The organism is Tamlana sp. 2_MG-2023 (genome assembly GCF_030548465.1).
In the GTDB taxonomy this organism is placed as follows: domain Bacteria; phylum Bacteroidota; class Bacteroidia; order Flavobacteriales; family Flavobacteriaceae; genus Pseudotamlana.
The window spans coordinates 54,746-67,538 of record NZ_JAUOSF010000004.1; the positions used below are offsets into that span (position 1 = coordinate 54,746).

At 33.5% G+C, this 12,793-nt stretch carries 13 protein-coding genes; 8 read left to right on the plus strand and 5 right to left on the minus strand.

Annotated features, from left to right (window positions below; all coding sequences use genetic code 11):
* Positions 1-28 precede the first annotated feature (28 nt).
* The 3 genes from Q4566_RS07625 to Q4566_RS07635 all read right to left on the minus strand — a co-directional run bounded on the left by Q4566_RS07625 (position 29) and on the right by Q4566_RS07635 (position 2,488).
* On the minus strand, positions 29-742 hold the full coding sequence (locus tag Q4566_RS07625; RefSeq protein ID WP_368506627.1) for a lysoplasmalogenase family protein: 714 nt from the start codon (positions 740-742) through the stop codon (positions 29-31).
* Between the two features lie 167 nt (positions 743-909).
* Positions 910-2,085, minus strand: a complete 1,176-nt coding sequence (locus Q4566_RS07630) for a GlmU family protein (protein WP_303420047.1) — start codon at positions 2,083-2,085, stop codon at positions 910-912.
* A gap of 151 nt (positions 2,086-2,236) precedes the next feature.
* Positions 2,237-2,488, minus strand: a complete 252-nt coding sequence (locus Q4566_RS07635) for a type B 50S ribosomal protein L31 (protein ID WP_216066866.1) — start codon at positions 2,486-2,488, stop codon at positions 2,237-2,239.
* A gap of 159 nt (positions 2,489-2,647) precedes the next feature.
* Here Q4566_RS07635 and Q4566_RS07640 point away from each other — a divergent pair, with 159 nt between their 5' ends.
* The 8 genes from Q4566_RS07640 to Q4566_RS07675 all read left to right on the plus strand — a co-directional run bounded on the left by Q4566_RS07640 (position 2,648) and on the right by Q4566_RS07675 (position 10,919).
* Positions 2,648-3,178 (plus strand): DUF4199 domain-containing protein, encoded by a 531-nt coding sequence (locus tag Q4566_RS07640; RefSeq protein WP_303420048.1) that lies wholly within the window; start codon positions 2,648-2,650, stop codon positions 3,176-3,178.
* Between the two features lie 38 nt (positions 3,179-3,216).
* The gene (locus Q4566_RS07645) at positions 3,217-4,167 is read left to right on the plus strand and encodes a glycosyltransferase family 2 protein (protein ID WP_303420541.1); all 951 of its coding nucleotides are present in this window, start codon (positions 3,217-3,219) and stop codon (positions 4,165-4,167) included.
* A 101-nt stretch (positions 4,168-4,268) separates the two neighbouring features.
* Positions 4,269-5,999, plus strand: coding sequence for a phospho-sugar mutase (locus Q4566_RS07650; protein ID WP_303420049.1), 1,731 nt, complete (start codon positions 4,269-4,271; stop codon positions 5,997-5,999).
* Positions 5,999-7,825, plus strand: coding sequence for an ABC transporter ATP-binding protein (locus tag Q4566_RS07655; RefSeq protein ID WP_303420050.1), 1,827 nt, complete (start codon positions 5,999-6,001; stop codon positions 7,823-7,825). The genes Q4566_RS07650 and Q4566_RS07655 overlap by 1 nt, the downstream gene beginning before the upstream one ends.
* A gap of 414 nt (positions 7,826-8,239) precedes the next feature.
* Complete coding sequence (locus Q4566_RS07660; RefSeq protein ID WP_303420051.1) at positions 8,240-9,094, plus strand: oxidoreductase; 855 nt, start codon at positions 8,240-8,242, stop codon at positions 9,092-9,094.
* 176 nt (positions 9,095-9,270) lie between these two features.
* Positions 9,271-9,813: an RNA polymerase sigma factor gene (locus tag Q4566_RS07665; protein WP_303420052.1), complete on the plus strand. Its 543-nt coding sequence runs from the start codon at positions 9,271-9,273 to the stop codon at positions 9,811-9,813.
* 33 nt (positions 9,814-9,846) lie between these two features.
* Positions 9,847-10,359: a hypothetical protein gene (locus tag Q4566_RS07670; protein ID WP_303420053.1), complete on the plus strand. Its 513-nt coding sequence runs from the start codon at positions 9,847-9,849 to the stop codon at positions 10,357-10,359.
* A gap of 119 nt (positions 10,360-10,478) precedes the next feature.
* On the plus strand, positions 10,479-10,919 hold the full coding sequence (locus Q4566_RS07675) for a sensor of ECF-type sigma factor (RefSeq protein ID WP_303420054.1): 441 nt from the start codon (positions 10,479-10,481) through the stop codon (positions 10,917-10,919).
* Here the strand turns inward: Q4566_RS07675 and Q4566_RS07680 are convergent.
* Both Q4566_RS07680 and Q4566_RS07685 read right to left on the minus strand, forming a co-directional pair.
* Positions 10,916-12,064, minus strand: coding sequence for an oxidoreductase (locus tag Q4566_RS07680; protein WP_303420055.1), 1,149 nt, complete (start codon positions 12,062-12,064; stop codon positions 10,916-10,918). The genes Q4566_RS07675 and Q4566_RS07680 overlap by 4 nt on opposite strands.
* 317 nt (positions 12,065-12,381) lie before the next feature.
* On the minus strand, positions 12,382-12,663 hold the full coding sequence (locus Q4566_RS07685) for an EF-hand domain-containing protein (RefSeq protein ID WP_303420056.1): 282 nt from the start codon (positions 12,661-12,663) through the stop codon (positions 12,382-12,384).
* Positions 12,664-12,793 lie beyond the last annotated feature (130 nt).

Genomic DNA, 12,793 nt, shown 5'->3' on the forward strand with positions numbered 1-12,793 from the left:
ATAAAAATCTGAATAATTCCCTTTCAAATCAAAAAAGATATTTCGGTTCAATTCTTTTTTCTATGATAATACCATGAACAATTAAATAAATACCAGTCGCATAAAAGAACATGATACAAAAATCTTGATAAGGTAAATCGGTTTTAAAGGTGTTCACAATTGTAAAACCTTCTGAAACCATATAACATAAAACCCCTATCAATACATAAAGATAACTTTTTTTATCTACCGCTTCTTTTCTTAAATAAGCAAATTGACACAGTAATAGAGAAATAAAATAACTAACTAATGCAAACAAAAAGTAATTACCAAGACCTTCATAGATATATACTATTAATCCTACCGTATAGATAAAAATAACAATTGAAAAGGGAATTAACCGACTCACCTTAAAATCAAATTTATGCGAAAAACGGAAGCATAAGAAAACTTTTGCTAAGGTATAGACCACAAAACTTGAAACTAATAAAGTAATATTCTCCCTGTTTATAATTAACAAATCTGCCACAAAAAAACAGGCTAATGCCGACATTACCCAGATAAAATTCCTTGTTTTTGAAGCCGTATAATTAAAATAGTAATATAGAACGACAAGCAATATAACCGGAGGCTTAGAAAGGAAACGATAAGGCCACGGATAGTTAGACTTAACTACCGTATCTATAATTAGGAAAACAAAAAAAAGTATTGCAAACTTTCTTTTATCCTTTAAAATGTTCAACATACCATTCAATTTGGGCATAATGGATTGCTAGTTTAAAGTATAAACATCAATTACATTCTCGGGGAATTTACAAAAAAAAATAACACCCTAACTAAAGCCGCTGTATTTGAAATAAATATCCTTAAGACACTAACTTAATTTAACAACGGATTAAGTCCAAATTTTAGGTAGTCATGAAACTCATATTAATCACGTCTAAACTTCTTAGACTCCTCAAAAACATGCTCTAAAATAGCTTTGTCTTGATTAGAAAGATCAAACCCACGTCTTGACATAACCACATCAGCCACCTCAAAAGCTTTTTTCGTTAAATACGTTGTGAAGCCACTACTACCTCCCCAACTAAAGCTAGGTACAAAATTACGAGGAAAACCACTTCCAAAAATATTAGCACTTACACCTATTACAGTTCCTGTATTAAACATGGTATTAATACCACACTTACTGTGATCGCCCATCATGAGTCCGCAAAACTGCAGGCCGGTTTTGGCGAAACCTTCAGTTTGATAATCCCATAAACGAACTTCAGCGTAGTTGTTTTTTAGGTTAGAATTATTAGTATCTGCTCCCAAATTACACCATTCGCCCAATACCGAATTTCCTAAAAAGCCGTCATGTCCTTTATTAGAATAACCAAACAACACAGAATTATTTATTTCGCCACCAACTTTACTATAAGGTCCCACAGTAGTGGGGCCGTAAATTTTGGCTCCCATTTTAACAACAGCTCCATCACACAACGCAAAAGGCCCACGAATGATCGATCCTTCCATAATTTCGGTGTTTTTACCAATATAAATAGGACCCTTTGAAGCATTTAATGTTACAAATTCCAACTTAGCGCCTTCTTCTATAAATATGTTTTCGGCAGCAATTACGTTGTTACTTGCTGGGATGGGTTTAGATTTTCGGTCTTCTGTGATTAAATCGAAATCTTCCTGAATGGCTTCTCCATTTTTTGAAAAAATATCCCAAGTATTATTTATCTGAATAGTATCAGCATCAAACTCAATAGCTTCGTAAGCATCAAAATCGATATCTTCTTGCTCTTCTTTAGCAAAAAAAGCAATCACATCTTCTCCGTTAAAAATGGCTTGATTTTCCTGGAGCTCTTTAATCATTTCCGCCAATTCCATATTAGGAAGGTAAGATGCGTTTATCATCACATTATCTTCCATTTCTACCATAGGGAATTTATCGGACAAGTAATCTTCGGTTACTGTTGTGCTTGTACAATCTAAAAAAGACTCCCACTTTTCTCTAATGGTTAAAATACCAACACGAATATCGGCTACGGGTCTTGTATAAGTAAAAGGTAACAAATTGTTACGCGAAGGACCATCAAAAAGAATGTAGTTCATTTTTAGATATAAAATTAAAAGTTAGGTTGTCGAGAATATTTTCTCAAAAACACCTAACTTAAGTTTTGCAAACCAAAAATAGCTTAATTAACTAAATAAAAAAAGCCTCTCTACAATAGAAAGGCTTTTAAAAATATATTTTTTGCTAAAATTATTTCTTAAACTTAGCATATTTAGTTTTGAACTTGTCAATTCTACCAGCTGTATCTACTAATTTAGATTTTCCTGTGTAGAAAGGATGCGATGTTCTAGAAATCTCCATTTTTACTAATGGGTATTCAACGCCATCAACTTCAAGAGTTTCGTTAGTATCTGCTGTAGACTTAGTTAAGAATACATCGTCGTTAGACATATCTTTAAATGCTACAATTCTATAATTTTCTGGATGTATACCTTTTCTCATCGCTAAATGCTTTATTGTTACTTTCAATTTTGGAGTGCAAATTTAGTTATTTTTTACAACTACGCAACACTTTTTTTGTTTTTATTTCAAAAAAACAAAGATAAGGTTTTACTATATTTGAAATCTAATTATTACAACTTAATTAATTATCAAATTATTATGGAAAATTCTTTAAAGTCGATCGCAACTCATTACGGCTTATATTTAGGTGCTTTACTTGCATTAATCACGGTTCTATGCTATGCCATAGATTTAGAATTACTTACAAATATGTGGGTTGGTATTTTTATAATGATTGCCATAATTGTTCTTGGTATCATTGCCGTGGCTAAAGTGAAACAAGCACAATTAGGATTTGTTTCCTTTAAACAGGCTTTTACTTCTTATTTCATTACCGTTTTAATTGGTTTATTAATTAGCACTTTTGTCTCATACTTGTTATTCAATTTTATTGATACCGACGCTGCTGAAGTTTTAAAACAAAAAACGATTGAAAAAACTGTTGAAATGTTAGAAGGCTTTAACTCACCTACTGAAGCTATTGATGAAGCCGTAACACAAATTGAATCTCAAAACCAATATTCTCTTGGCAACATTGCTAAAGGCTTAGCTGGTTATCTTGTGTTTTTTAGTGTTATCGGACTCATAGTTGCTGCAGCAATGAAAAAAAGTAACCCAGAGGCGGAATAAATTCAGTATTTTTGAATATTATTTTCGAAAATATTCAAATGAACATATCTGTAGTTATTCCACTACTTAACGAACAAGAATCTTTAACCGAATTACACGATTGGATCGTAAGAGTGATGCTTTCCAATCAGTTTTCCTATGAAATCATTTTTATAGATGATGGCAGCACCGATGACTCTTGGGAGATTATTTCAACATTGGCTTCGCAAGATGTTCATGTTAAAGGGATTCAATTTTTAAAAAACTTTGGAAAATCTCAAGCCTTACATGCTGGTTTTGAAAAAGCCCAAGGCGAGGTGGTTATTACCATGGATGCCGATTTACAAGATAACCCTGATGAAATTCCTGAGCTCTACCGCATGATTACAAACGAAGGTTTTGATCTAGTTTCGGGCTGGAAAAAGAAACGCTACGATTCGGTTATCTCTAAAAACTTACCTTCAAAATTATTTAATTGGGCAGCTAGAAAAACATCTGGAGTGAAATTAAATGACTTTAATTGTGGTTTAAAAGCATACAAACTTGAAGTTGTAAAAAGCATAGATGTTAACGGTGAAATGCACCGCTATATCCCTGTGCTTTCTAAAAATGCAGGTTTTGGCAACATAGGTGAAAAGGTGGTGCAGCACCAAGCTCGAAAATATGGGGTCACTAAATTTGGTATGGATAGATTCGTTCATGGTTTTCTCGATCTAATCACGATTTGGTTTTTATCACGTTTTGGTAAACGTCCTATGCACTTATTTGGTGCACTAGGCTTTATTATGATTACCATTGGTTTCATTTTTGCTTTTTATCTTGGCATTGACAAACTCTTTTTGAACCAGCAAGGGAGATTGATAACCGAACGTCCACAATTTTATATTTCATTAACCACTATGATTATGGGAACCCAGTTTTTTGTTGCTGGTTTTTTAGGTGAAATTATTTTAAGAATGAAGCAAGACAAAAAACGATATGCCATAAAAGGCGCACTAAATATAAATTAACTTTATAAAATACAGTATTACCATTTGTATATGTTTTCTGTATTAACAACTAAATAAAAAGAGGAATTGCTTATTTTTGTAACTCTTTATTTCACAACATTATGATACACATTGAACCTAACATCTTAGAAAGAATAAACAGCTGGTTAACACCTGCTTTTGACGAAGAAACGCAAAACACAATTAAGGAAAGTATTGCGCACAACCCCAAAGACATCCAAGAAAGTTTTTATAAAGACTTAGAATTCGGTACTGGTGGTATGCGTGGTATTATGGGAGTTGGAACCAATAGAATTAATAAATATACCCTTGGAAAAAGCACGCAAGGCTTAAGTGATTATTTACACCAACAATTCCCAAACGAAACTCCCAAAGCAGTTATCGCATACGATTGTAGACACAACAGCAAATCATTAGCAAAAGTAGTTGCAGATGTGTTTTCAGCAAATGGAGTTGAAGTTTATTTATTTGAAGATTTGCGTGCCACACCAGAATTATCCTTCGCTGTAAAACACTTAAACTGTCACTGCGGAATCGTTTTAACAGCCTCACACAACCCACCAGAATACAACGGTTACAAAGTGTACTGGCAGGATGGCGGACAACTAGTACCACCTCATGATAACGGTGTTATTGATGTTATTAATACTGTTGAATACGCAAACATTAAATTTGAAGCTAACGATAGCTTAATTCATTATATAGGTAAAGATGTTGATGATGTTTTCATCGATGCTTCTGTTGAAAACGGTAGCGTTGGCGCAACACAAGCCGCTAAAGATGATTTAACGATTGTTTTCACATCTTTACACGGTACATCAATTACTGCTGTTCCAGAAACCTTAAAACGTGCTGGTTACAAGAATGTACATATTGTAAAAGAACAAGAAGTTCCAGATGGTGGCTTCCCAACCGTAAAATCGCCAAATCCAGAGGAACCTGCGGCCTTAAAAATGGCTTTAGAATTAGCTGAAGAAGTTAATGCCGATATTGTTATTGGTACCGATCCAGACTGTGATCGTTTAGGTGTTGCCGTTCGTAATTCTGAGAATGAATTGCAACTGCTTAACGGAAATCAAACCATGTTAATGATGACCGATTTCTTATTAAAACAATGGAAAGCAGAGAATAAAATTAAAGGTAAGGAGTTTATTGCTTCAACCATAGTTTCAACTCCTATGTTGAGCAAATTAGCTGAATCTTATAATGTTGAAAGTAAAATTGTTTTAACTGGTTTTAAATGGATTGCTAAGTTAATTCACGATTTCCCTGAACTAGATTTTATTGGTGGTGGTGAAGAAAGTTTCGGATTTATGGTTGGTGATTTTGTTCGCGATAAAGATGCTGTAACCTCTACCCTTTTGGCTTGTGAAATTGCTGCAATTTCAAAATCAAATAACAGTTCTTTCTTCAAGGAATTAATCAACTTATATACAGAACACGGCTTTTACAAAGAAAAACTGGTTTCACTGACTAAAAAAGGTATTGAAGGCGCCGAAGAAATCAAACAAATGATGATCGATGCTAGAGAAAATCCACTTAAAGTCATTAATGGTTCTAAAGTGGTAAAAATTGAAGATTACGATTTATCGGTTGCAAAAAACATGATTACTGGTGAAACTAGTACTATCGATATTCCTAAATCGAATGTTATCATTTATTATACAGAAGATGGTAGCCAAGTGGCTCTAAGACCAAGTGGTACAGAACCTAAAATTAAATTCTACGTAAGTGTGAATGATACTTTAAAGAATGCTAGTGATTTTAAATCTGCTGAAGCCCAACTTGACGCCAAGGCTGAAGCCATCTTAAAAGACATGAATCTTATTTAATGGAATATTTTAAAAAACTTTCTCAATTTATAAAACCGTACAAAAAGTACGGTTTTTTAAATATATTCTTTAACATCTTATACGCCTTGTTTAGCACTTTGGCCATGGTCGCTTTAATGCCGATGATAAGCGTGCTCTTTGGAGAAACTGAAAGATTAACGATTAAACCAGAGTACCAAGGCTTTAAACACCTCAAAGACTACGGCCAAGATTACCTAAATTATTTTGTAACAACAACAAATGCTAACGAAGGTCCAGAACGCACCTTGTTATACATGATTGTTTTAATTATAAGCTTATTTCTTCTTAAAAACATATTTAACTACTTAGCACTTTTTTCTATTACTTTCCTTCGGAATGGTGTTCTGCAAGACATGCGAAATGCCATCTATGATAAGGTCATCACCTTACCTATTTCGTATTATTCCGAAAAGAAAAAAGGTGATATTATTGCCCGTATTTCGGGTGATGTTAACGAGGTTAAAAATTCGTTGTTGGCTATTTTAGAACTTATCATAAAAGAGCCTTTAACCATTGTTTTTGCAATTGTCACTATGTTCACGCTTTCAGCAAAACTTACCATTTTTGTATTTATTTTTATTCCTGTTGCTGGGCTTATCATCTCTAGAATAGGAAAAAGTTTAAAACAGAAATCAGGTCAAGTACAAGCCGAACAAGGGGTTTTTATTTCAACTTTAGAAGAAACTTTAAGCGGACTAAAAGTAATTAAAGGGTTTAATGCTGAAGGTAAATTCAATAAGCGGTTTCAAGAATCTACGAATCGTTTTTATCACTATTCGAACACACTTTTAAACCGACAAAATTTAGCTTCTCCTACCAGTGAATTTCTAGGTATTGTGACCATAGCGGCCTTACTTTGGTACGGCGGAAGCATGGTTTTAATTGAAAAGACACTTACAGGAGGTGCCTTTATCACCTATATGGCTTTAGCTTATCAAATATTAACACCTGCCAAAGCAATTAGCAAGGCTAGCTACAAAGTGAAAGCTGGAAATGCTGCGGCCGATCGTGTTTTGGAAGTTTTACATACCGAATCTCCACTGCAAGATAAACCAAACGCTATCGTTAAAAAAGATTTTACAACTAGTATTGACATTAACAACGTTTCTTTTAAATATGAAGACGATCTGGTTTTAAAAAACTTTTCTATACAAGTTCCTAAAGGAAAAACTGTGGCCCTTGTTGGTCAATCTGGTAGTGGAAAAAGTACCATTGCCAATTTAGTAACACGCTTCTACGATGTAAATTCAGGAAACATTACTATCGATGGCACTGATATACGCGATTTAACTAAACATTCGCTTCGCGATTTAATGGGCCTTGTAACTCAAGACTCCATCTTATTTAACGAGTCTATAAAAAACAATTTATTAATAGGAAGAGACTCAGCTACGGAAGCTGAAATCATTGATGCTCTAAAAATTGCTAATGCTTGGGAATTTGTAAAAGATTTACCTAAAGGTATTGAAACCAATATTGGTGATTCTGGAAACAAACTTTCTGGCGGACAAAAACAACGTTTAAGTATTGCGCGTGCAGTACTTAAAAACCCACCTATTATGATTTTAGATGAGGCAACATCAGCATTAGATACAGAAAGCGAACGCCTGGTGCAAGATGCTCTGGATAACATGATGAAAAACAGAACATCTATTGTTATTGCTCACAGACTTTCAACCATACAAAAGGCAGATGAAATTATCGTTTTAAGTAAAGGTGAAATTGTAGAGCAAGGAAAACACAGTGAGCTTTTAGCTAAAAATGGCGTGTACCAAAAGCTTGTAGCTATGCAAACTTTAGAATAAAAACCTAGTTATATAAAATTAAAAAAGGATAGAGATTTGGGTTTCTATCCTTTTTTTGATTCATTGTTAGATATGGGGACATCTAACAACGTTAGTTAGGTTCTGCAGTAAAAGTAAATCACAAATCATATTTTTACAAGAAAAAACACATTTAATCGTGTTTTAGAAACACTTTGTCGATAAAAAAGATCCCTAGAACCTGATTAACAACCCCTTACACAATACTTCCTCAAGAAATCACAAACAAAAGCTTAAACCCACCTTAAAGGTTTCAATATTTATCATTAACAAACCATAAAACTAAATACTGTAATCATTTTAGATTCAAACCACAAACATTAAAACAAGCTGCTAAAAAGTATAAATCTTTTATTAAATTGCTCTGTTATAATAATTAATAGATTAAAATTTAAAATGGATATTAAAGAAAAAGTGTGGTTTATCACTGGTGTTTCATCGGGTTTAGGAAAACAATTAGCAAAAGAAGTATTAGCACAAGGTCAAATTGTCGTTGGTACCTTTAGAAAACAAGATCAAGTTGAAACCTTTAACAGTGAAGTTCCAGGAAAATCTTTTGGTGTCCTAATTGATGTGGCTTCAAACGATATGATTATTGAAGGCGTAAAATCAATTTTAGATAAATTTGGTAAGGTTGACGTTCTTGTAAATAATGCTGGTTACGGCATTATGGGAAGTATTGAAGAGGTTTCAGATGAAGAAGTTAGAAGACAGTTTGACGTTAATGTTTTTGGTGTTTTAACCACCATTCGTGAATTGCTACCATCTATGCGCGCCCGTAAATCTGGTCATATTATTAATATCACTTCTATTGCTGGCCGTGTTGGTTCACAAGGATTAGGCATTTATAATGGTTCAAAATTTGCTTTAGAAGGTATTGGTGAAGCGCTTGCTGCTGAATTAAAACCTTTAAATATTAAAGTGACTAACGTAGAGCCAGGGCCATTCCGTACAGAATGGGCGGGAAGTTCTGCTGATTACGAAAACACAAAAATTAAAGATTACGAAAGTACTGTAGGCGAGCGTATCGCTTCACTTCAAAAATTAAGCGGTAACCAACCTGGTGACCCTGAGAAAGCTGCTGAAGCTATTTATAAATTAGCACAGCTGGAAGAAGCGCCTATACATTTACCATTGGGTAAAATTGCTTATGAAGTTTTTGATAAAGTCAATAACGGACTCATTGAAGAACTTGCCAAGTTTGAGGACTTAGGAAAACCTTGTGACTTTGATAATAATTATTACGTTTAATTGATTTATCAATCAACACTATAATTTCAAAAAACCGTCTTTTAGACGGTTTTTTTACACCTAATTTTCTTATTACTCCAATAGTTTTAAAGTAGAAAACTAAGTTTTTAATCAAAAAGCATCAACTCCATTAAACTTTCTGTAATTTTAAAAGTCTAAGCAACAAATAGCAATTCGTGACAGACGAAACGATACTTTTAGAACAACTCAAATCTGAAAACCAAAAAGAACAGGCCTTTAAAGTTTTACTAAACTTATATAAGGAACGTTTGTATTGGCACATTCGTAATATCGTAAAGTCCCATGATGATGCCGATGATGTACTGCAAAACACCTTTATCAAAATTTATAGAAATATCAATGGATTTAAAGGCAATAGCAAATTGTATTCTTGGATGTATCGTATTGCCACCAACGAATCGTTAAGCTTTTTGAGTAAAAAGGCCAAGCAATTACAAATCACAAACGAAGAACTTCAAAACGCAACTATAAATAATTTAGCTTCTGATGTTTATTTTGAGGGAGATCATATTCAGCTCAAATTACAACAAGCTATTGCCTCCTTACCAGAAAAACAACAATTGGTTTTTAATATGAAATATTTTGAAGACATTAAATATAAAGATATGGCAGAAATTTTAGAAACTAGTGAAGGCGCTTTAAAAGCATCATACCACATTGCAGTGAAAAAAATCGAAGCTTATCTCACCCAAGATTAAACCTTTACAAAAAAACAGAGTCTTATAAATAAGATGAAAACAAATAAGTTACATAACGATAAATCTACTGGCTTTAAAGTTCCTGAAGGCTATTTTGATACGCTTGATGATAAAATCATGAGCCAAGTCAAAAACAACTTGACTTTAGACACTGGTGCAGAAAACGGATTTAAAGTACCTAAAGACTACTTCAACACCGTTGATGAGCGAATTATTAAGCGTATTGAAAACGGTGAAAAAACCGCGAAAGTTATTCCGATTTTTAATAAAAAAACAATTTTATTTGCATCAAGTATTGCTGCAGCGGTATTGCTTTTATTTAACTTATCTGTTTTTGAAAGCAACAAACCAAGTTTTAATAATTTAGATGTACAAACTGTTGAAAACTATATTATTTATGAAGACATCAGCACCTCGGAATTAGCCACTCTATTTACAGTTGAAGAATTGGATGAAACGGTTTTATCTGAATCGGTTTTTGATGATGAAAACATCGAAGATTATTTATTAAACCATGCTGATATTGAAAATTTGTTAACCGAATAAATTACCATGAAACCTCCATAACCAGAATTCGACACCCAATCGAATGTCTATTATGAAAGTAACATGTCGTGCTTTGCGCAGTCTAAGTATGACTACTGAAAAACAATAAATATAAACACATGAAAAAGTTACTCCTTATACTAGTTTTATTTTCATCGCTAACCATGTTGGCACAGAAAAACAAAAAAGACCACATAAAATCACTTAAAGTCGCATATATCACTGAAAAACTTAACTTATCTTCTAAAGAAGCACAGGAATTCTGGCCTATTTATAATACTTATGAAGACAACAGAAGTAAAATTAAACATGAAGAAATACGAAGCATTAGAAATGAAATAAAATCTAACTTTGAAGCCATGACCGATGAAGATGCTCAAGTTTTAATCGACAAGCTAAATGACTCTGAAATAAAACTCCACGAGCTTGAAATGGATTTTTCAAAGGAATTATCTAAAATTCTTCCGCCTAAAAAAATCATTTTGCTTAAGGTTTCCGAAGAAGACTTTAAGCGTAAAATGTTTGAAGAGTTTAAGAAGCGTAGAAAAGAAAAATCTTAATTCAGACTATCTTTAAACGTTAACTTAGAAATTTTTCCCGCACCAGTACCATAAGCTACGGAGTCATTTAAAAAACGTAAAGAATAAAAACCAGCTTCGGTAACTTCTTTCCACGTACTTCCTGAGTTTACACTATAAAAAATACCATTAGCACTAGAAGCTACTAAGGCTTTACCTCCTGCTCTAGGCACATAACGCACACAACTACTGTATCCCGGTTCCTGATGTTGCGCTACTAGAGTCCAAGTTTTACCTCCATCGGATGTTCGTATTTTATTGGCTGCATTGCCTTCTGGTTTAGTATAATCACCACCAATAGCAAACCCATTCAATTCATCGTAAAAATCTATCGAATAAATACCTTCGGTTTCTTCGGCACTCGCTATGTCTGTTTTAGTCACCGACCAAGTTTTACCGCGGTCTGCTGTATAATAAATATTTCCGTGTGTAGTACCAAACCATGCTTTATCTCCTAAAGTTTTAATATTAGTATTACTCGCTGCAAATGCCCCCTCGCCTGCTTCGGTTCCTGGTAGCTGCGAACAATCTAACTTTTTCCAAGTTGCTCCACCATCTCTTGTGATAATAACCGACATACAGCCATCAACACTATCACCTATGGCAATACCTTCTTGATCATCCCAAAACGTCATGGCATCATAAAAAACACCTTCACCCGCTTCTTGGTATACTAAAACCATATTGCCGTTATCACCTGTTTTATATAGTAAAGCAGGACTTTCAGTCGTTAACATAAAAAAATCGTGGGCGGTATGAGCCGTGGCTCTAAAGTTCAAAGTCGTGTTATCACGAGTCATGATTGACGTTTGCCACATGCCTGTTTTTAGACTGTTCATTCCAAAAACACCATCATTTGCAGCAAATGCTAAGCTTTTATCTTTTAAAATTTCTATCGTTCGAATACTATAATCTGCATCACGAAAAATGCCCTCAACTTGAACAACATTAACATCTTTAAGAATGATAGGTTCTTCAATATGAATTTCTGATACGGTCAAACTATCTTCATGAATACTTGCAGGCATTCCTGCAGGTGATTCTATCGAAGTTTCAACAGGACGATTGTTTTCCTCTTTACAATTAAAAAGAACCAGTAACAGAGCGAATAGGCTAAAGTATTTCATCTATAAAAATTTTGTATAAAAATAGGGAAGCTTTACCTAAGATTAAAGTCTGGTGAAGAAAATAAAGCTACGCAGACAAATATTACATTTATTTTATTTCTCATAAGTTCTTAATGGTTTGGTTTAATTCCTTTTAAATGGTCATTAGGTTATCCCCAAATCCCTATCATGAAAACAGCGTGAAAATCATAAAAACATTTAATACCAATGTTAATATGATCATTCCAATAAGTACTATAACAAACTTCCTTTGCTTCATTACTCTACTATAAATTCTTATTAACGGCTGTTTTCATATTTTAATAGGACTTACTTGACTAATTTCTTTTTCTACCCTGTGGTTTTGGTGCGTTTTTAAATTCTTCTTCTGTAATAAAACCATCTTCATCGGTATCTATTTCAGAAAATTGATCCTTTAAAGGGCCTTTAACTTCACTTTCAGAAAGTTTTCCATCTTCATTTTCATCTAGCTTTTCTAACAATTCACTAAATTCTGGAGGTCCTTTTCGCTCCCCACGCCCTTGTGAGAATGCGGTGGTAGTGCTTAATACTGTAATTCCAAATACGATTGCTAATGTTGTAAATAAGTTACTTTTCATGTTTCAAATTTTTATTGTTACGTACTTTTAGATGCACTCCTTAGAAACAACTTGTTCCTTACCATGTTAAAAAAAACACAAAAAAAAGCCCTTATTAAAAAGAGCCTTGATTACTATTAATGAAATTAAG